This is a genomic window from Magnetospirillum fulvum (genome assembly GCF_900108475.1).
Lineage (GTDB): Bacteria > Pseudomonadota > Alphaproteobacteria > Rhodospirillales > Magnetospirillaceae > Phaeospirillum > Phaeospirillum fulvum_A.
In genome coordinates this window covers 1-19017 of record NZ_FNWO01000023.1, presented here as the reverse complement: position 1 = coordinate 19017, position 19017 = coordinate 1, and the positions used below count along the sequence as shown (strand labels likewise).

Annotated in this window: 16 protein-coding genes and 5 pseudogenes; 12 read left to right on the top strand and 9 right to left on the bottom strand. The window is 59.5% G+C overall.

Going from position 1 to position 19017, the window contains the following annotated elements; all coding sequences use genetic code 11:
• Positions 1 to 107 precede the first annotated feature (107 nt).
• From BLW40_RS18110 to traI, 4 genes and pseudogenes are all read left to right on the top strand, one after another.
• Positions 108 to 404, top strand: a pseudogene (locus tag BLW40_RS18110) (zincin-like metallopeptidase domain-containing protein); the annotation flags it as partial.
• A gap of 126 nt (positions 405 to 530) precedes the next feature.
• Positions 531 to 2417 (top strand): DUF5710 domain-containing protein, encoded by a 1887-nt coding sequence (locus BLW40_RS18035; RefSeq protein ID WP_342027677.1) that lies wholly within the window; start codon positions 531 to 533, stop codon positions 2415 to 2417.
• 237 nt (positions 2418 to 2654) lie between these two features.
• Positions 2655 to 3032, top strand: a complete 378-nt coding sequence (locus BLW40_RS16775; RefSeq protein WP_074770686.1) for a plasmid mobilization protein — start codon at positions 2655 to 2657, stop codon at positions 3030 to 3032.
• Complete coding sequence (traI, locus tag BLW40_RS16770; protein WP_074770684.1) at positions 3029 to 4777, top strand: TraI/MobA(P) family conjugative relaxase; 1749 nt, start codon at positions 3029 to 3031, stop codon at positions 4775 to 4777. Before BLW40_RS16775 ends, traI begins: the two co-directional genes overlap by 4 nt.
• Positions 4778 to 5343: 566 nt before the next feature.
• On the opposite strand, the gene BLW40_RS16765 is transcribed toward traI, so the two are convergent.
• From BLW40_RS16765 to BLW40_RS16760, 3 genes and pseudogenes are all read right to left on the bottom strand, one after another.
• On the bottom strand, positions 5344 to 6198 hold the full coding sequence (locus BLW40_RS16765) for a hypothetical protein (RefSeq protein ID WP_074770682.1): 855 nt from the start codon (positions 6196 to 6198) through the stop codon (positions 5344 to 5346).
• A gap of 97 nt (positions 6199 to 6295) precedes the next feature.
• Positions 6296 to 6912: pseudogene (locus tag BLW40_RS17535) on the bottom strand (DUF6791 domain-containing protein).
• A 248-nt stretch (positions 6913 to 7160) separates the two neighbouring features.
• The gene (locus BLW40_RS16760) at positions 7161 to 7385 is read right to left on the bottom strand and encodes a DUF2188 domain-containing protein (RefSeq protein WP_074770680.1); all 225 of its coding nucleotides are present in this window, start codon (positions 7383 to 7385) and stop codon (positions 7161 to 7163) included.
• A gap of 111 nt (positions 7386 to 7496) precedes the next feature.
• Between BLW40_RS16760 and BLW40_RS16755 the strand changes: the two genes are divergently transcribed.
• The 6 genes and pseudogenes from BLW40_RS16755 to BLW40_RS16725 all read left to right on the top strand — a co-directional run.
• Complete coding sequence (locus BLW40_RS16755) at positions 7497 to 8621, top strand: AAA family ATPase (RefSeq protein WP_074770692.1); 1125 nt, start codon at positions 7497 to 7499, stop codon at positions 8619 to 8621.
• A complete protein-coding gene (locus BLW40_RS16750) occupies positions 8611 to 10860 on the top strand; it encodes a S8 family peptidase (protein ID WP_074770678.1) in 2250 nt (749 codons plus the stop codon). The genes BLW40_RS16755 and BLW40_RS16750 overlap by 11 nt, the downstream gene beginning before the upstream one ends.
• Positions 10861 to 11334: 474 nt before the next feature.
• The gene (locus BLW40_RS16745) at positions 11335 to 12930 is read left to right on the top strand and encodes a recombinase family protein (protein WP_074770676.1); all 1596 of its coding nucleotides are present in this window, start codon (positions 11335 to 11337) and stop codon (positions 12928 to 12930) included.
• Between the two features lie 211 nt (positions 12931 to 13141).
• Positions 13142 to 13480, top strand: coding sequence for a toxin-antitoxin system TumE family protein (locus tag BLW40_RS16740; RefSeq protein WP_211656794.1), 339 nt, complete (start codon positions 13142 to 13144; stop codon positions 13478 to 13480).
• Positions 13467 to 13835 carry an HVO_A0114 family putative DNA-binding protein gene (locus BLW40_RS16735; RefSeq protein WP_074770674.1) on the top strand — a complete coding sequence of 123 codons (369 nt, stop codon included), beginning with the start codon at positions 13467 to 13469 and terminating at the stop codon, positions 13833 to 13835. The genes BLW40_RS16740 and BLW40_RS16735 overlap by 14 nt, the downstream gene beginning before the upstream one ends.
• A gap of 40 nt (positions 13836 to 13875) precedes the next feature.
• Positions 13876 to 14276 (top strand): annotated as a pseudogene (locus tag BLW40_RS16725) (DDE-type integrase/transposase/recombinase); the annotation flags it as partial.
• A gap of 786 nt (positions 14277 to 15062) precedes the next feature.
• Here the strand turns inward: BLW40_RS16725 and BLW40_RS16720 are convergent.
• Positions 15063 to 15623, bottom strand: a pseudogene (locus BLW40_RS16720) (IS3 family transposase); the annotation flags it as partial.
• Between the two features lie 161 nt (positions 15624 to 15784).
• On the opposite strand from BLW40_RS16720, the pseudogene BLW40_RS17260 reads away from it, so the two are divergent.
• Positions 15785 to 16493 (top strand): annotated as a pseudogene (locus BLW40_RS17260) (IS630 family transposase); the annotation flags it as partial.
• Positions 16494 to 16787: 294 nt separating this feature from the next.
• The gene (locus BLW40_RS17530; protein WP_139305648.1) at positions 16788 to 17030 is read left to right on the top strand and encodes a hypothetical protein; all 243 of its coding nucleotides are present in this window, start codon (positions 16788 to 16790) and stop codon (positions 17028 to 17030) included.
• On the opposite strand, the gene BLW40_RS16705 is transcribed toward BLW40_RS17530, so the two are convergent.
• From BLW40_RS16705 to BLW40_RS16690, 5 genes are all read right to left on the bottom strand, one after another.
• Positions 16973 to 17728: a hypothetical protein gene (locus tag BLW40_RS16705; RefSeq protein ID WP_074770668.1), complete on the bottom strand. Its 756-nt coding sequence runs from the start codon at positions 17726 to 17728 to the stop codon at positions 16973 to 16975. The genes BLW40_RS17530 and BLW40_RS16705 overlap by 58 nt on opposite strands.
• Before the next feature lie 13 nt (positions 17729 to 17741).
• Positions 17742 to 17903: a hypothetical protein gene (locus BLW40_RS17740; RefSeq protein ID WP_170834609.1), complete on the bottom strand. Its 162-nt coding sequence runs from the start codon at positions 17901 to 17903 to the stop codon at positions 17742 to 17744.
• A gap of 80 nt (positions 17904 to 17983) precedes the next feature.
• Positions 17984 to 18286 (bottom strand): hypothetical protein, encoded by a 303-nt coding sequence (locus tag BLW40_RS16700; protein ID WP_074770666.1) that lies wholly within the window; start codon positions 18284 to 18286, stop codon positions 17984 to 17986.
• A gap of 24 nt (positions 18287 to 18310) precedes the next feature.
• The gene (locus BLW40_RS16695) at positions 18311 to 18625 is read right to left on the bottom strand and encodes a hypothetical protein (protein WP_139305647.1); all 315 of its coding nucleotides are present in this window, start codon (positions 18623 to 18625) and stop codon (positions 18311 to 18313) included.
• Positions 18626 to 18721: 96 nt separating this feature from the next.
• On the bottom strand, positions 18722 to 19017 hold a 296-nt coding region (locus tag BLW40_RS16690), incomplete at its 5' end, for a transposase (protein WP_139305435.1).

Below are 19017 nucleotides of genomic sequence, written 5' to 3'. Positions count from 1 at the left end.
GCATCGACCGACTGATCGGGGGAGATCCTCAACCAAGAATCGACCCCAATCAGATGGTGCTGCTATGACCGTGACGTTTAACCGGACAGCAGTGGGCCAACCGCGCCTTCTACAGCCCGGCACGCGACGAAATCCATCTGCCGCCCAAGGGCGTGTTCGTTGGCCAGGAGGCTTATTACGCCACCTTGCTGCACGAGCTCGGCCACGCCACCGGCCATCCCTCCCGGCTTGTCCGCAATTTCGGGCCGTTCGGGTCTGAGCTGTATGCCCGCGAGGAACTGAGGGCCGAAATCGCCAGCTATATGCTCGCCCGCGATCTTGGCATCTCCCACGATCCCTCCAACCACGCGTCCTATGTCGAATCCTGGCTGAAGGTGCTGAGAGACGACAAGAACGAGATCTTCCGCGCTGCCCGCGACGCCGAAACGATCAAATCCTGGGTCACCGAGCCGGAGCGCCGCCCCGAGCTCGAACGTGCCGCCCAAGCCCACGCCGCCGCGATCGCCACCACCAATACACAGGAGCCGGGGATGGAGAACCGGACGTCAACGATGCCGACCGGGATCGTCACCGAGCGCTCGTCCGTCACCGATCAGCCCCAGCTGATCGCGGTGCCTTATGCCGAGAAGGATCAGGCCAAGGCGCTCGGGGCCAAATGGGACCGCGACGCCAAATCCTGGTTCATTCCGACGGGACTGGACCCAGCGTTGTTTGCGAAATGGACGCAGGCCCCGGTCCAGGCTCCGGCCTCCCAGGCCCCCGAGAAAGAGCCCGGGACGCTTTTCGTCGGTTGGCATACCCCGACGATTCCGGGGAAAGAATCGCTGGTCGCCATGCAGAGTGCCGGTCTTCCCTCGGGCAAGTTCATCGCGCTCGATCATCCGTTCGCGAGCCAGGCCCACGACCCCGCGACCGCGAAGGCGGTCGAGGTCCGTCTGGTCAAGGTCTTCGATCCCGAAGGGATTTTCGACCCGGCCCATATCCAACGCGACGGCGTGCTGTGGGATGCGATGGACGCCGCCCTGGATAAAGACCCCGACATTGCCAAGGCCCGCGGCGATTTTAACGAGTACAAGCGGCGCTTTGCCGAAGCCCAGACCAAGTTCCTCCGCAGCAAAGGCTATGAGGGGTATGTGCGCTGGATCGACGGCGTCGATCGCGAGGAAAACCCGGAAAAGGCCAATCGCGAGCTGATCGTCTTCGATCGCGAGCGGGTCAAGGAGCGCGCATCCCCCGAGCAAAGCCGAAGCCCCGCTCCGGACGTGTCGCTCGATCGCACGACCCCGCGCGCGTTCCTCGCCGTGCCCTTTGCCGAGAAGGAGCAGGTGAAAGCGCTCGGTGCCAAATGGGACCGCAAGGCCAAGGCGTGGTATGTCCCGGACGGGCTCGACCCGGCCGCTTTCGCCCGCTGGTCGGGCAAACCGGCCGCGCCCGCCAGCCTGTCGCCGGTCGAGGAATTTGCCGAAGCCTGCAAATCGCACGGCCTCTTGCTGAAATCGGCCCCGGTGATGGATGGGACGTGGCACCGCGTCCCGGTCGAGGGCGACCGCAAGGGCCAGATCAGCGGCTCCTATCGCGGTTTCCTCGACGGTCGCCCCTCGGGCCAGATCACCAATTACAAAGCGGGCGGCACCGTCAAATGGGTCGCGACCGGACAGGCCCTGAGCGACGAAACCCGCGCTCAGGTCCAGGCCGAAGCGGCATCAATCCGCGCCGAACGCGAGAACCTCCGCCTCGCTGCGGCGGAGAAGGCCGCCCGCATCGCCTATGGGGTGTGGGAGAATCTGGCGGGCGACGCCACGCCCGAACGCTCGCCCTATCTCGCCGCCAAGGGAGTCCAGGGCCACGGTGTCCGCGTCGATACCGAGGGCAAGCTGATGATCCCCGCCCGCGACGGCGAGGGCAGATTGTGGACGCTTCAGGTCGTCGGTGCCGACGGCAAACGCTTCCTCAAAGAAAGCCACAAGGCGGGCACCTTCCATGTGATCGAGCCGACCGGCACCGGGACGCTCGACACCCTGTTCGCCAATCCCGGCCCGGTGCTGATCGCCGAAGGCTATGCCCCCGCCGCCTCGATCTTCGAGGCGACCGGACATCCGGTGATCGCCGCCTTCGATTCCGGCAACCTCGCCCCGGTCGCCGAAACCGTCCGCGCCCGCTATCCCGACCGCACCATCGTCATCGCTGCCGATGACGACCACACCAACCGGAACGGCAATGTCGGACTGGAGAAGGCCACCGAGGCCGCCCAGGCGGTCGGCGGCTTCGTCGTCTCGCCCCGCTTCACGTCCGAGGAAATGCTGAAGGGCCTCACCGACTTCAACGACCTGGCCCAATCACGCGGGCCAGGAGCGGTGCGTCAGGCGATCGATAGCGCTCTCGCCCGTCTGAGGGAGCCATCCCGCAGCATCGCGTAAGCGTGGGCTCTGCCCACACCCGCCAGGGGGCCGCGCCCCCTGGACCGGCGTTGATCGGAATCTGGGGCAAACGGTGATCAGGGAGGTCATTTTCGCGCGGGCCTTGCCCGCGCCATCCGATCTCCCCACGGAAAAACCTTCAGGTCCAACCGATGCTGGTCCAGGAGCCGCTGGCTCCTGGCGGGGGTCCGGGGCGCGCAGCCCCGCATAGCTTCTCTCAAAAGGAAATCGTGACTCATGAGCACACAGCGGAATCGTCTTCTGGTCTCCTTCACTGCCAACGAGCGGGTCCAGGTCGATGCCCTGGCCGACCAGCTCAAGCTCTCAGTGTCCGAACTGCTGCGCCGTCTGGCGCTGGGCACCCGTCTGCCCGATCCGACCGATTTCGTCGCGGCCCAGGCGATCCGCGACCTGCTGAAGGTTAACGCCGATCAGGCCCGGCTCGGCAATCTGCTGAAGCTGGCGTTGGATGTCGGCGCCGATGATCTGTCGCCCGCCCATCTGGCCCGGATCGAGGGTCTGCTGGTCGAGATATCGAATGTGCAGGCGGCGTTGAAGGCCACGGTCCACGCGATCCATTACCAGAACCACCCCCGGGCCAAGTTGCCGGAATGATCGCGAAGAAGATCGCCAAGAAACCCGAGATTCGCGACGATTACAGCCACCTTGGCCGTTACGTCGCGGCAGCGCGGGAAAAGGGCGAGAAGCTCGACCGCTTCTGGATCGTCGGCTGCGATGCCGGGACCGATCTGGCCGATCTCGACACCGCCTTGATCGAGATCGAGGCGACCCGCGCTTTCAACAGCAAGCTGACCGACCGCACCTATCATCTGGTGGTGTCTTTCCATGCCGGTGAGCAGGACAAACTGTCGCTCGCCGACCTTCAGGATATCGAGCGCGCGTTTGCCGAAGCGCTGGGCTTTGCCGACCATCAGCGGGTCGCGGGCACCCACATCAACACCGACAATTTCCATCTCCACATCGCCTACAACAAGATTCACCCCGAGACTCATCGCTGCCACACCCCGCACCGCGATTTCTTCACCCTGTCCAAAGTGGCGCGGGCGATGGAGCAGAAATACGGCCTGAAGGTCGATCGCGGGATCGGGGCGGAGCCCAACCCGGTTTCGGCCAAGGCCCGCGATTACGAGGCGCGGACCTGGCAGCAATCGTTCGAGCGCCATCTGATCGATCACAAGGCCGAGATCCTGGCGATGATCGGCACAACCAACTCGTGGGCGGAGGTCCACCAGGGCTTGGCCGAATACGATGCGGAGATCCACAAACGCGGAGTCGGGCTGGTGATCCGCCGCATCGACGGGGCCGGAGCGATCAAGGCCAGCGCGCTTGACCGCTCCTGCTCGCTGAAGAACCTCGAACAGCGGTTCGGGCCGTATCAACCGCCCGGACTGGAGCGGGACCGGACCCGGGCAGAGCGTCCGCCCCGCAAACCCTATCTCGCCAAGCCGCTGACACGTCACCCCGCCACCTCGAAGCTATGGCGGACCTGGCGGCAGGACAAGCCATCCGGCTTCCTCGGCCGCCATCTGTTCAATCTGCGGAGCTGGCGCGATTACCTGATGGCCGATGCCCATAAGGACGCGCTGGCGCTGGCGATCATCGTCACTCACCGCGAGTTTCTGCATCTGCTGATCGGCGACGATCCGGCTCCCCGCCACGCGGTGTCGCGTTCGATCCGACCGGCGCTGGAAAGTTGGCTCGCCGCCGCGCCCTGGCGGCACCCGGCCATCGCCGGAATCGGTCGGGGCGCTCTCGCCGCCCTGGGGTTGAAGGGCGACCGCACCGGGCGGGCACTGTTTCCGCTGCGCGACGAAGACGGACATGTCTGGGCGATCCACGCCATCGACGAGTCCGGGCGAAGCTGCACGATCGGCGATGCGACCCGCCCCGGGCTGCGCTATGTCCTCGATCACGCCGGGCGGCTCGATGCGACGGACCCCCATGCCGGGCCGATCCTGCTCTCGACCGACGCGATTGCCGCCTCTCTGGCCCGCACCGGCACCGATCAGCCCGCCGTGCTGGTTGGTCGCGAGGCCGATCTGCCCCGCACCGCGACGGCGCTCAAACGTCGCCACCCCCAGGCCGCGATCGAGATCTTAACCCCAACTGCCAGCCCCGAGGCCGAAGCCGCAGCGCGAGCCGTCGGTGGCCGGGTCGTCCGCTGCGACCAATTCCAGAGCCTCGCCGACCGTGTCGCCCGCCAGCTCTCGGAGCGCCAGATCGTCGCCCTTGATCCCGACCTCGCCCACGCGATGGGGGCCTTCGTCGAAACCGCTCTTACCCCCGATCAGGCGAAACCATCCTCGCCCAAACCATCCGGCCCCGGCCGGTCCCGTTAACCCCCCGCATGGAGAGTGCCCATGTCCGCCGATCTCACTGTCGGTTTCGGCTCTAAATGAGACCGATGGCACCCCGCGCCCCACCCCGACCTGCTCTTAATTAAGGTTGGATTCGCTCAATAACTGAGACGGAACCGTGATCCTTTGTTCTGGCTGAGACAACTTAGTGGAGGTCATTATGAGCTCACGCATAGGCGTTTTTGCGATGTTCGCTGCCGACAACTGGTTTGTCAGCCTTAAATTCAGCTTTGAATACTCAGATGAAATAATAGCCGAACTCCGTGGCACGCACGTCCGCGTAACAAATGGCAGCGTATTTTGGCATCGATCTGGAGATCGCTCGGTCCTAATATTCTCCGGATGCCAAGAGGACCCCGAATTCGGAATGTGCCCAGAAGGCGCTGAAGAGGCATGTGAGGATACAGATGCTTACTTCGCATCCTGCGTAACGCAGGATGATTGGCTTGCCGGGGTTCCCGAAGGTACTCAGCTGCCATTATTTTGGTGGTCAGCAACCGAGAACACTTTCGCCCCCGATGGCCGTCGGATCACATTTGGGCCAGTGATCACGTCTCATTGAGATTGTACTGACATACCTGCGCTCCGCTCACGACTCGAAGATTGATCTTCGCGTGAGGACTGAGACGGGGCGCAGGGGCTGGTGCGAGAGGCTCTGTGGTCGGAATAGCGCATACCAGCGCCAAATTCCATGTGTGCATCTTCCGAGCGAGTTTCTCGTCCTTCACATAAAGGCTTGGCTTGATCGCAATGCGGCTACCCTTCCTAACCGCACACAGGGACGTGCGACAAGGAACAGCCCAACTGCCGTGTTTCGTCAGATGAACCTCACGGGTTGGGTCAATGGCCACTACCACCGCTGCGGGGCGGGTACGCTTCTTGGCGCCGATCAACTGTCCGTGCTTAACGAGGAAATCATAGAGACGGGCGTGCTCCCCCAGGTTATAGAAGTATTCGGACCAGGGGACAGTATGCTCAGCGTACTTGAGCCGAATCCAGCGTTCGAGTTCAGGTTTCTCGCGCACACGCGCTATGAGGGTATGGACTGCCTGCGCCATTCGGAAGTACGGCGCTAGAACCTTGTCGCTCCGAATATATTCGGTTCCGGTGCGCCGTCCCTTGCCCTTCAGCGCGTCGGGATCATCCTCATCTACGGAGAAAGGCTTAGTGCCAAGCAATTCCATCAAAATATGGAGGCGGTATTCCGCAATGTCGCCCCGCGGGCCAAACAATATAGGCTCGGCGTCCTCATCGAATTCCTTGATTTCTTTTGACTTGGCGACTAACCGTTTAACGGTCTCTTCGGTGTTGAATCGGCAACGCTTGGTATGACCCGAGCCATTTTTTTCGGCATTCGGCGGAAGGCCAAAATAGGCGGCAACGGGTATCTGCTCGCCATTCACGTTCCGCGATGTGGCGGACACACCACGGAGCCGACAAATACATCTAATATCTGGGCAGAGCGCCGTGCCGTTTTTCTCTTTGCTGTAAGCCTCAGCGTTAATGAGGGCAGAGTGGTCCGTTGCGAGACGAGCCTTTGATATCTTTGATGCCATGACTGTTCTCCAAAAATAATCTGGCACTTACCGTCTTAACATCCACTTCCAAATCGCGCGCGCCGAATTGGTCTCTGGATAGAGAAAGATCTATTCTTCTGCTACCAGTTTCCACTGGCCGGAAGGTGCGGGCAGAGATCTGATGGTTGTCTGAGCGCACCGGCGATTCGATCAGACGGGCGTAACTGTCCATCTTGGCGAAATAGTCGCCATAGCCCCCGTGCCGCTTGTTGGAAAATCTACGCGCCCCTCGTGCACTGGCCATGGTCTGGCGGCATTCGCAATGGACGATCTGCGTAATTGACAGCCCGGCCTTGGTGCAGGGCTGCTCGCCGGTGAAGTAGACCTCGTGGTCATCGACAGGACTGATAGCGACATCGTCGAACACAGAGTTCGAACATGCCAGGTGCCGCACCCGATACGGCCGTCAGCGGTGAAATGGGACACCGAATGCACAAGCTGATGCTGCTCTCGCACGTCAACCTCATAGCCTTCGGCCTGCAAACGCACCAAGTCCAGGCTACGTCTTATCGGTATTTGCAAAATTGAAGACCATCCCATTCTTGAGGGAAATGAAATCGCCAGCAACTATGGTGCCATCGCGGTGATCATTGGGATCAGCTTAACCCACTGTGTACGCGCTGGTTTCAGTGAACTGGGCGTCAAGGAGCCCCAGATTGACAATATATTCGCAGGTAAACTTGCATTACCGGATCGGATCCTGGCGAACAATGATGAAGATACCGCATTGATTCGGATTGCTCATATTTTTAATTTGTTGTGCGCTGGACACGGCGTCTTCGAAGCGATTAGCCTTTGGGCGGGTACGGATCGTTGCCATAACTGTCGCGTGCGCGAATTCGGCCATCCGTTCCGTGGATCAGCAATTCGGCCCCCTGATTGCGCGCAATCGAGCGGGCATGGTCGATGGCGGCCTGCTGGGTCTGGTGGACCGCCGTGGCGCGGCTGGTGTCGGCACCCTTGACAGCCCAACCGTTCTCGTGGGGCACAACATGCTGGTTACGATTGGCCATAGCCACCTCGTTCTTTCCGGTGAATTTAGTTCACAAATACCGCATTTTGGGTTGCTTATGTAGCCTTTTAAGTTTACAAATAACCCCAATGGGTTGTCAATGGGGTGTTTTATGGCTATGGGTGCGTCGGACGTTATTGAGTTGGTCGAGGCTGCACTGGCTGCGGATTACACCCGCGTCAGGCGTCTGGCTGGCAAGATCGCCACGGCATTAAGTGAGGGTGAGGATAAGGACGCTGCCAAGAAGCTTCGGTCCCTGATCCGTCGAAGTGGAGTTCCCCTCCAGGCTTCAGGTTTTGTGGAATCGCTTCCAGTTGACTCCAAATCCCGAATGCCGTTGGTCGAAGAGCAACCTTGGCCAACTTCGCCGCTCTTTTTGGATGAAAATACAATAAGTGTATTCCACTGCTTCATCGAGGATGCAAAGAACGTTGATATACTGGTGGAAAATGGTCTCTCAACACGACTTTCAATGCTGCTATCAGGTGCGCCGGGCACTGGTAAGTCGTTGCTTGCGGGGCATATCGCAAAACAGCTTGGGAAGCCGCTTTACGTTGTTCGTCTGGACTCGGTGATATCATCTCTTCTCGGTGATACCGCCAAAAATGTTCGGCGTGTCTTTGAGTTTGTCCCGTCACGCGAGGCGGTTTTGTTTCTTGATGAGATGGATGCCGTTGCAAAGCTTCGTGACGATAGTCAAGAACTTGGAGAGCTAAAGCGCGTGGTTAACACCGTCATTCAGGGGCTCGATTCCCTTGATGATCACGCTATAGTGATTGGTGCGACCAATCATTCGCAGCTTTTGGATCCTGCTATATGGCGACGGTTCCCGTATAAAGTCGAAATGAATGTTCCGAACGCTCAGATGCGCGCCGATATGTGGTGTCACTTTTTGTTTAAGGACGAGGATGAAGCAAAAGCCTCGGACGTTTTGGCGGCTGTTTCAAAGGGCCTCACCGGAGCGGACATAGAGGCAATTGCCGGTGCTGCACGTCGACGTTCCGTCCTCGCGCAGCGTGAATTGGATGTTGGCGGCATTGCGTGGGCCGCTCTTCACTCCAGTGAGGGCCGACCGCAACTACCGCCCGTGGAGACGCTTACTAGCGGACAGAAAATTGAACTAGCAAGGCGACTATGCGGGTCGTTGGCTCTCTCGCAAGCCGACGCGGCGCGAGTGATTGGTGTCACCAGGCAAGCGGTTCGGAAATATCTGATGGAGGGGGGGGATGGCGACTGAAGATGGTGGTAAGCCGCTATTAAATCCAGTTCTCGCCCTGACGACCGAGCCCCGCAAGGAGGCTCCTGACGTCCGTTCAAAGGACGCATCGAAGATCAACGTGGCTCGTCTTTCTGGGCAAATGGTGCGCTTGGCCGCAAGTTGCCGTGGCATCTATGCAAAAAGGAGGGACGTGCCTGTCTACGGTGGGCGCGTCCTAATACGTGCGTCGATGTTTGATGACTCCTACGCGCCTACCTACACGCCCTCTGACCTATTTACGGAACGGTTGGGCTGTCGTCTGGTTGCTCCCACAAAGGGCGGCTACCTCATTGAAGCGATGGCCGACAAACTTCTGGAACTCGTCGCTGCGATCGAGCGACCGCTTGGGCCCAAGGCACAGGTAGATATCTCGCGTATCGAAGACATTCGCCCCTTTGACGGAGAGGCGATACTTCGAGGGCGGACCATCGACCAGTTGTGGGAGAGCGCACCTGCTGAGGGAGATCACGGAAAGCTTTTCATGCTCTGGCTTGCCCCGTTCATTGACGGTCAAGCGAGGGAAGCATTGATGGTCAAGCTGGATGAGCTTGCCAGGAGAAGCGTATTCATCCCCACGCTCCCCGGTGTCGACCTTGAGCGGTTGCCTGGCCTTGCTGAGGGCCGACTGCACGCATTACAGACGCCGAATCAGTCCAGTCTTGCACGGGCAGTCCGCCGTTACCGGAACAGTGGCCATGCCAGGGCTTCTGTCTGGGTGCCGTCGAAGGAAGCTCTTGTTCAGCTTGTCAGTTCGGGTGCCTCCTTTCGAGTGGATGCGGTGCAGAAGCTTGAAGTCACGTCCGCTGGTGAAGGTCGTGAACCCGGCCCACCTCCACCGCATAACCTCACCAACCAACCCATCGTCGGTGTTGTCGATGGTGGATTAACGGCAGACAGCTACCTCGTTGCCGAAGCATGGCGCGCACCCGCTTTCGTCGAGGATGGAAAAGCGGACCACACCCATGGTAACCGAGTGACGTCTTTGGTGGTGCAAGCGCATGCCTGGAACAATAATCTCCATTTGCCCGAATTGTTTTGCCGAGTTGGCACGGTCCAAGCGGTGCCGAGAAAGGGAGCCAATGTACTTATTAATCCGGAATCACTGATCGCTTATATGGAAAATGTTGTTGCAACTCATCCAGAGACAAAAGTTTGGAATTTCTCCGTAAATCAGCCTGATCCAGTCGATCCAGATACGGTGAGCTTTCTGGGGCATGAGATATCTCGATTGGCGAGAGATCATGGAATTCTCCCGATCATATCTGTTGGCAACAAGAGCGCCCATAATAGGGAGAGACTTTCTCCCCCAGCCGATTGTGAAGCGGCGATTGTAGTTGCTGGACGCCAGTATGACGGCAGCGGTCGCCCCGCTGACCGTTGTCCTGTTTCCCTTCCGGGGCCGGGCCCCGGGGGCATGCGCAAACCAGATGTGTCCTGGTTTTCAAACCTTAGGGTGCTTGGAGGAACAGAGCAGCGAGGCACAAGCTTTGCGGCTCCACTCGTTTCGGCGCTCGCGGCCCACACTTTCGCTAATCTTCGTGAACCCACCCCTGATTTGGTCAGGGGGCTATTGCTCAATGCGGCTGAGATTGACGAGTTCTGCTTTTATCTCGGTTGGGGCAGCCCGTATCAGGGGAACCTCCCCTGGAATTGTGCCCCGGGCTCGGTCACGCTCGCCTGGCGGTCCGAATTGCGGCCCGGCATTGAACATTATTGGGATGGCATTCCAATTCCTCCGCAGATGGTTCGCGACGGAAAAATGTTTGGCAGTGCATCTTTGACCGCCATCCTTCGGCCGCTACTTTCCGAGGAGGGCGAAGGTAATTACTTCGCTTCCCGTCTGGAGACAGCACTCCAATATCGACACAACGGTGCAACTAAGAACCTTTTAGGGTCGATGAAAGAGTCGGAAGTTCCCGAGCTAGTCGCACGAGAAGATTACGCCAAATGGCAGCCTATTCGTCGCCACTACCGTAAAATTAAAAATGGCGTGAGTTTTACAGAAAGTAACATGAGAATAAGAGCGCGCATTTACACAAGAGATTTGTTCCAGTTTGGAATTGTAAAAAATAGTGAACTGGGTTTACTGGAAGTAACATTTGTCCTTACCCTCTCGGACGGCTCGAATAAATCAGACATTTACAACTCTGTCGCTCAACAGCTAGGTTCTTTCGTGGAGAGCGCTGTGGTTAATCAGGAGATTGAAATCGAGCCGTAATCCCCTTTATTGCCCTGCGAGCGAGGAAGCACGAGGGGGGTCGCATTAACCGATACCATCGCCGCAAGCTGGCCGAAGAGGGGACATAGCCCCACCGTCCTTCCACCGGTCGTAACCCAAGCCGCCCCCTCACCGGGGCGGCTTTTTGCTGACCATTCTCTCCCGTCGTGACCGTCTTCGGCCCGGCTCCAGCCGACGGCCAGACCGATCGGGCCGTAAGGCCCGCCGTCATCGCGTTGAGCACCCGAAGGGTGCGAATAAGCCCAAGAGCCCCCAAGGGGCGACGCGTGGTGATATCACCACGCCTATCCTGCCCAAACACGACAGGTGAAAGTTCGTGAAAGGATCGTTAAACTTCGTGAAAGATCGTGAATCTTCGTGAAACCACCAAATACGTAATTCCCGATATATTCTTTCGTTTGCAGGTCGTTTAACCAAGTTGATTTCGGCCGCATTGGCTCATACCTTTTGCCGATGACTTCCGCAGACCCTTCCCGCATCGCCATCTACGTCCGCTATTCAACCGACATTCAGAATCCATCTTCGGTTGATGATCAGGTCGCTTTGTGTCGAAACCTCATCGCCGATCAGCTCAAGGTCGATCCGGATCGGGCGCTGGTGTTTTCCGACGCGGCGACCTCCGGCGCGACGACCGACCGGCCGGGCTTCCTGCGTCTGCTGACGGCGGTCAAGGCCGGGCGGATCGACCTGGTCGTTGCCGAGGGGCTCGACCGCCTGTCCCGTTCGCTGAAGGACATTGCCGGGATTCACGAGACCCTCGTCTTTCACGGCGTGGAAATTCTGACCGCGCACGAGGGCCGCGTCTCCGAACTCCATATCGGCCTCAAAGGGACGATGAACGCCTTGTTCCTACGCGACCTGAAGGCCAAGGTCCGGCGTGGGCTGCGGGCCCGCGTCACCGCTGGCTATGCCATTTCGTCCTGCCCCTACGGCTACAAAGTCGTGCGGGGCGTGGTGGACGAGAAGGGGCGCAACGTCAACGGCGTGCGCGAGATCGACGAGGCCGAAGCCGCCATCGTCCGCCGCATCTTCCAGGAATGCGCCGACGGGGTGCCGTTGAAGACTATCGTCGCCGGGCTCAACCGCGACGGCATCCCTTCGGCGAACGGTGGAGGGTGGCGAGTGGACGCTTTGGCCAACGGCATTAAGCGCCCAGGCGGCATCCTGCGCAACGAAGCCTATCTCGGCAAGACGATCGGCAATCGCTGCTATGTCCTGCGCGATCCCTCCACCGGGAAGCGCAAGGTGATCTCGAACCCGCCCGAGGCGTGGATCAGAATCGACGCGCCCCACCTGCGGATCATCGACGACGAGACCTGGCGCAAGGTGCGCAAGATCGATCGCGACCGCAGCAAGAAAGAGAAAGACCCGCCGCAGCCCCGCATTCTCACATCGCATAACCAGCACGCCCTGACCGGATGGGTCAAATGCGGCTGCTGCGGCGGGCCGAAATCGATCGCCAATAACGGCCGGTATCTTTGCTCGAACCACCGCTATTACGCCACCTGCCGCAATGCGCGGGGGACGCGGGAGCCGGTGCTGCTGGAGAAGACCTTTGCCGCCCTGTATTTCCGGATCAGGACCGGGGCCGATTTCCGTCCCCGGTTCGTCGCGGCGTTTGGGGCGGAACTGGAGCGACGCAAGGAACTGCGCCGCTCCGAAGCCGACATCGTCGCCCGCCTTGACCGCCTGGTCGAGGCGATCGAACGCGGCATCAATGCCGAAAGCGCCACCCAGCGCGCTTTGGCGCTTCAGGAGGAGTTGAATCGACTCCGCCTCGACACACCGACCGACCCGCTGCCGCCTCTCCCCAACGAGGCGACAATCCGCACCATCCTGGCTCGAGCGGTGCAGTCAGTCGAAATGAGGCGCGACGTCAAACGCACCCGGCTGATGTTCCAGTGCCTGCTCTCCGAGATCGTCCTCACCCCGATCGTCGAGCGGTATCAGGGCGAGACGATCGACCTTACCCTGCGCGAAGAGGGCTGGCCCGATTTCTGGCGGATGGTGATGGCCGAATCCGCCCAGGCCTCGCGCGACGAGGAATAGGCTGTTCCGGACATCACGCGGAAAGCGCTCGGAATGAACAACAACTGGATCGGAACAAATCCGGTGTGACGTGACACGTCACACCGGCAAGATTATCGGGACAGTCCCTGAGCCTGATCCAAAGCCGCAATGCGGGCCGATCGGACCCGTAAAATACCTTCATCACACATCGCGACGGTGGCACCATCATTTGTCCACACGCGCAACACTGATGGTTCTTGAGACCATCACCATGATGGCATATGATACCATCATGAACGCAGAGTTCATCATCAGAAAACGGGTGGTTTTGGGCGATGGCGACGTTGTTGAAGCCGTCGTTTGGAAGGTGGCGGAACCTGTTCCTCCAACAGAGCACGGGTTCAAATACCGCTTGGTCCTTATATCCGGTGGCCTCAGAGTCGTCGGATTCGACAATGAACGCGGACGCGGCGATCATCGGCATGATGAAGCTGCCGTTATTCCCTACCAATTTCTAAGCATTGATCAGCTTCTTGAAGATTTTACATCTGCTGTTGAAAACTGGAGGATTAAACATGGCCGCTCCTGAAACCAGAATCGAAGTAGGGGTTTCCCTGCGGGAAGCCCTGGCTGAAGTCAGCACGGCCTGGAAAGCGGCGGTTGCCGGTGAAGCGGTTCCACCAACCGATACCATCTGCTTTGTCGATTGGGCGGCTCTGTGCGCCACTCTGACGCCGAAACGCTATGATTTGATCCGCCACCTCCGGCAGGAACCGGCAGACAGCATCCGCGCACTGGCCCGCGCTCTGGGGCGGAACTTCAAGAACGTCCATGCCGATGTTGAGGCCCTGGAAAGGCTGGGGTTAATCCAGCGCGATCAAGAAACCGGCAAGGTCAGCACGAATCTGAATCAGGTTTCGTCCGTTATCAAATTTGCTGCCTGAATTCTATGTCCAACCCCCGCTAAAAATGGGGGGATTACCGAACCACAAACGGGTCTATCGCGCGTTGGAACTGAACCTGCGTATCAAGCCCCGGAAGAGGCTCAAACGCGACAAGCCCGATGAACTGGCGGTGCCAGACGCCCCCAACCAGGTCTGGTCGATGGATTTCATGGCGGATCGTCTGAGGATGGCAGGGCTTTCCGGCTCCTCAACGTGCTGGACGATTTCAATCGGGAGGGGCTCGGCATCGAAGTCGATTTCTCTCTGCCCGCTGAACGGGTCGTGCGGGTGTTGAACCAAATCATCGAATGGCGCGGCAAGCCGACCGCTATTCGGGTCGATAACGGCCCCGAATATATCAGCGGCACGCTGATGAAATGGGTCGAGACGCACGGCATCGGCCTCCAACATATCCAGCCCGGCAAGCCGCAGCAGAACGCCTCGTCAACGCCATTTCGACCGATCAATGCCGGTTTCCAGAAGTGTCCCGGTGATTTTAGGAGGAAATTTAATTACAAAACAAGCTTCTTTGTAGAAAGAACTTGCTTTTTAGCGGGGGTATTAGGATATTGCGAATCCTTGCTTTTGCAAGGGTCAAAATAAAAAACACCACCCTATTGAAAGGGGGTGATCACAGTGCCTGATATTACGCGCCTCGTTCTGGCGTTTGCCCGCCTGATTGAGGCTATAGCGCACCTCTTGAACAACTTTTAAAAACTCTAACTTTAACCTCGGAGAGCCTCGGTTCTCCGAGGTTCTTTTTTTACACTGAGAAACACTACTTTCCACCCCCCTCTAATCAGAGGAGGGTGCCGCATTATAAGCAGATTCAGCGCCGAGTCAAATAAATGACGGATCGTTGATCCATAAAAAATTCCGATAAGCCTGCTGGAATTTAACGGGATAAGCGTTCAGGTTGTGTCAACCTGCACTGAAAAGAATAAAATCACAACCAATGGAAGCCGCAAGGGGGCAGGTCGCGAAACGCAATTTTCTCGAAATCGGGCGGACGCGACGGACGAGGTTTCTGGGGCGGTCCTCGTGTGGTGACGGTTCTTCCGACCAGGGCTGTCCTTGGGATCTTCCCACCCTCCCGTTTCTTGATCCAGATCCCAAGGCTCTACTTATGGCTGGATGAAAGTTCCAGGGTGACCTGTTCCCCTGATTGATCCCGGTCAGAGGTTGAGTCCCGTCTCCCTGTGATGCCCGAAATGGGCGGTGATGGCAATGTGGGGCGGCTTGTGCTGGGGCGATGCCATCCAAGGCCGTGTGGGGCCGCACATGGTTGTAATCGTCTTTCCAATCCGCCAGGACGGCTCGGGCATGGCTGACCGAGCAGAACAGCGTCTCGTTGAGGCATTCGTCACGGAGCTTGCCGTTGAAGCTCTCGACGAATCCGTTCTGCATGGGCTTGCCCGGCGCGATGTAGTGCCATTCCACCCGATGATCCTGGCTCCAGCGCAGCATGGCCATGCTGGTGAATTCGGTGCCGTTGTCGCTGACAATCATCAGCGGCTTGCCGCGCTGGGCAACCAAGCCATCCAATTCACGGGCGACACGGACACCGGACAGCGAGGTGTCGGCGACCAGCGCCAAGCACTCGCGGGTGAAATCATCCACCACGGCAAAGATGCGGAACCGGCGGCCATCGGTGAAGGCGTCGGACAGGAAATCCAGCGACCACCGTTGGTTCAGCCCCTGTGGAACAGCCATCGGGGCGCGACTGCCCAAGGCCCGCTTGCGGCCACGCCTTGGACGCACGGCCAATTTCTCCTCGCGGTACAGCCGCGGCGGCTCGGTTCGGAGTAGCGCCGTCGATGGCGATCCGGTGGCACGGGCAACGCCGCGACACCGGCAGTTTCGCCCCGAAGCCTCAAGGGGGCGACATGCGGTCGCACCGGGTCGAGGAACGGCGGGACGACATTCTGGCCATTTGGGATGCCCGCAAGGACATCACTTTGGATGAGCTTCGCGATGCGTTGGCCGACATCGGCTTGGTGGTGTCGCGCGTCGGGCTTCATCGATTTTTCGTCCGTCATGGGATCACGCGGAAAAAAGACCGGCCACGCGATCGAGCAGAGCCGCCCCGACATCCTGACCGAGCGGCAGGACTGGTTTGACGGCCAGCTCGACCTGGACCCGGAGCGGCTGGTGTTCATCGACGAGACCTGGACGGCAACCAACATGACCCGCACACACGGGCGTTGCCCCAGGGGCGAGCGGCTGCGGATGGGATTTCCGCACGGCCACCGCAAGACAACCACGCTGGTCGCCGGTCTGCGGATGACCGGCATGGTGGCGCCCATGGTCCTCGACGGGCCGATCAACGGCGAATGGTTCGAAGCCTACGTGCGCCAAGTCTTGGTGCCGGACCTGCGGCGGGGCGACATCGTCGTCATGGACAACCTCTCCAGCCACAAACGTCCATCGGTTCGAGAGGCGATCGAGGCCGCCGGGGCGACCCTGCTGTTCCTCCCGCCCTACAGCCCAGACTTCAACCCCATCGAAAAGGCCTTCGCCAAGCTCAAGGCGCTGCTGCGAAGGGAAGCCGAGCGAACCGTCTCTGGACTTTGGAACCTCATCAGACGCCTCGTCGATCTGTTTCAGCCCGCCGAATGCGCCAACTACTTCAAATCATGCGGCTATGAACCGGACTGATCGAAATACGCTCTAAGTGTTTGTAAAACAGAGAAATTGCACCACTTTCGCTCATGCATAGTCGTGGAATTTCACTATGATCCGAGTAGAACCGATTGCTTGGGGCGCTGTCCCCTGGCGCGGCGCAAGTGATTGCTGACGTTCGGCAGGGACGCCCCCCTTCCTCCACGGCGTTGCGCCGTTTCGGGCGGGCCGCCCCCTCCGTCCGGCCGCCTTTTGCACCTTGCCCCCGGTCTTGCCGACGGGCTGAGGGTAAGGAGCGGCGCGTCTCTACTCTGAACGAGGAACAGAGACATGACCGGCCCTGCCGACAACACGCCCCGCATCTATGTCGCCTGCCTTGCAGCTTACAAGAACAGCTATCTGCATGCTGGCTATGGCGGCGATCAATGCCGAGTGGAAATGGCGATGGTCGAGCATTCAGGACCTTCGAAGAAGAGACCGTCATTCAGCCGTATGATCGACAGCCTGTCGATGGCTCATTTCAAACTGGCTTGGTCCGGTTCACACGCACTCACCTGGACCATCCGGCCCTGATTGTCCGTGAACACCCATTGGTTCCCCTTGCTGCCCCCCAGTTGGCAAGCCCTCTGTTCCATCGGTCGGGGGTCGCCATCGAACTCGCAAGTATTGCGGGTTTGTCCATCGACAGGCTTGAGCGGCTGCCACGTCTTTTTCAGAAAATCTGCACTCCACGCCTGAAATTCATCACAGCGCCTTATTTGGGCTGTCACGCCTTGTCCGTAAAAAACGAGGTCGCCGGTCAACATGACCCGTGCCACCTGGTTCAGATGAATGTCGTCGACCGGGAGGCCTTCGGCTCCCCTGAAATCTTGTAGCCGGGCAAGGCAGACGGAATGCCTGCCGCTGTTGGTACCGGGGACGATCCTTCCCATCCCCTGACCCTGGCGGCCGAGGATTGCCGTGGCGCAGCCGCCCCGGCGGCTGTTTTGGGGGAGAAGCGGTTCCAGCGCGACATGGATTTCGTCGCCAACGAACAGAATGGTGTCCGCATGCGCGCTCATGACCGAGTGCAGCATGCGCAAGGTCAACCTGTCGTCGTCGATATGTTCGATGACGGTGAAAATGGTGGTGTCCTGGGCGATGGGCTCGGCGGTATCGGCCGGGGACAGGTGGCTCGGTTCCACCTCCACAGTGAGCGGCGGTGTGCACGCCGCCACGGTTCCCAAGCTCAATGCCGCCGCCAAAATCATGGGAATACGGATCGTCTTCATGTCGCCCCCGGGCTTAATCCTCAGACGAAGCCATATCCTTGAGCACAAGGAAGATGGCGAACAGGATCAGGGCGAGGCCACCAATCGCGCCAGGCGTCGAATTCATAATTACGGCGACGCCAGTGCAGCCCAATCCGAAACTTGCCAGGATGGTGGTCATAATCGGGGTCTTCATCGTCTCTTCCCCTTTCGAGTTGTGGTGGTTTGGCTTCAGGGCGCGCGCGTCGGCCCCCGGCCCCCTCCTCTGGATGAACCCTAGCGAGTGAGGCGAATGCCCTTCCGTGAGCCGTCGCCGCATGTCAACAGGATCATCCCTGCGTCCTTGGCCAGGAGCTGGCTGGCGAAGTCCACCACACCGATAACCTCGACAGATTTCGGCACGTCGGCACCGCAGGGGTTGGCGACGGACGGAGCGGCGTTCATCACGTTGGCATATTCGGCCTTGTCCATGACGCCCACGAGCGAGATGACGGGGGAAAGGTCGATCTTCTTGGGGTCCTCGGCGGCCTGAGCGAGGCTGGCGACGATCAGGGTGGCGGCGATAACGATCTTCTTCATGGTCGAACTCCCTTGGGATGCGTTTCAGATCATTGCCGCGGCGACACGGCCAGAATCGGCGGCGACTTGTCTGATGACGGACATTTCGGCCACCAGATCACCATCACGATTTTCCCAGGGCACGGCGCGGTGCGCCTGCTGAACGGCCGCGATGATCGTTTCCGGACTGATCGACGGCGGCAATGCTGTGTTGCGCCAATCGAATTCGTTGTCGTGGGGCGGTAGACCCTGCTTGACCGCCATGACTTCGATGACGGCGTAAGTCATGACCTCGGAGGTAAGTAAATTCCCCAGCCCCATTCGGTTTGCCTGTTTGGCTATATCTCTACCTGTCTTCATCTCGTTCCCTCTGTTTCGGTGGTTGAGCCCTCTGCCGGTGTGACGCGCCACGTCACACCGGCTTCCCCGCCACTGCTGTCCGGTTAAACGTCACGGTCATAGCAGCACCATCTGATTGGGGTCGATTCTTGGTTGAGGATCTCCCCCGATCAGTCGGTCGATGCGCTTTCGGTGCATGAGATTGGCGCGAACGAGCCGGGCAAAGGCGAGCGGGCTTTGGATGGTTTTCTGGGTGGCCTGGGCCATTCGGAGCAAGAGGAAGGCGATCAGGGCGACGGCGATCTGGATTCGAACGGCATTCTCGCTGTTTCCGAGGAAATGGCGGATTTTCAGGGTCTGCTTGACCCATCGGAAGAACAGTTCGATGGCCCAGCGCCGTTTGTAGAGATCGG

Coding starts and splice junctions, on each gene's coding strand:
- BLW40_RS18035 (WP_342027677.1), top strand. CDS start 531: ATGGAGAACCGGACGTCAACGATGCCGACCGGGATCGTCACCGAGCGC.
- BLW40_RS16775 (WP_074770686.1), top strand. CDS start 2,655: ATGAGCACACAGCGGAATCGTCTTCTGGTCTCCTTCACTGCCAACGAG.
- traI (WP_074770684.1), top strand. CDS start 3,029: ATGATCGCGAAGAAGATCGCCAAGAAACCCGAGATTCGCGACGATTAC.
- BLW40_RS16760 (WP_074770680.1), bottom strand. CDS start 7,385: ATGGCCAATCGTAACCAGCATGTTGTGCCCCACGAGAACGGTTGGGCT.
- BLW40_RS16755 (WP_074770692.1), top strand. CDS start 7,497: ATGGCTATGGGTGCGTCGGACGTTATTGAGTTGGTCGAGGCTGCACTG.
- BLW40_RS16750 (WP_074770678.1), top strand. CDS start 8,611: ATGGCGACTGAAGATGGTGGTAAGCCGCTATTAAATCCAGTTCTCGCC.
- BLW40_RS16745 (WP_074770676.1), top strand. CDS start 11,335: ATGACTTCCGCAGACCCTTCCCGCATCGCCATCTACGTCCGCTATTCA.
- BLW40_RS16740 (WP_211656794.1), top strand. CDS start 13,142: ATGGTTCTTGAGACCATCACCATGATGGCATATGATACCATCATGAAC.
- BLW40_RS16735 (WP_074770674.1), top strand. CDS start 13,467: ATGGCCGCTCCTGAAACCAGAATCGAAGTAGGGGTTTCCCTGCGGGAA.
- BLW40_RS17530 (WP_139305648.1), top strand. CDS start 16,788: ATGACCGGCCCTGCCGACAACACGCCCCGCATCTATGTCGCCTGCCTT.
- BLW40_RS16705 (WP_074770668.1), bottom strand. CDS start 17,728: ATGAAGACGATCCGTATTCCCATGATTTTGGCGGCGGCATTGAGCTTG.
- BLW40_RS17740 (WP_170834609.1), bottom strand. CDS start 17,903: ATGAAGACCCCGATTATGACCACCATCCTGGCAAGTTTCGGATTGGGC.
- BLW40_RS16700 (WP_074770666.1), bottom strand. CDS start 18,286: ATGAAGAAGATCGTTATCGCCGCCACCCTGATCGTCGCCAGCCTCGCT.
- BLW40_RS16695 (WP_139305647.1), bottom strand. CDS start 18,625: ATGAAGACAGGTAGAGATATAGCCAAACAGGCAAACCGAATGGGGCTG.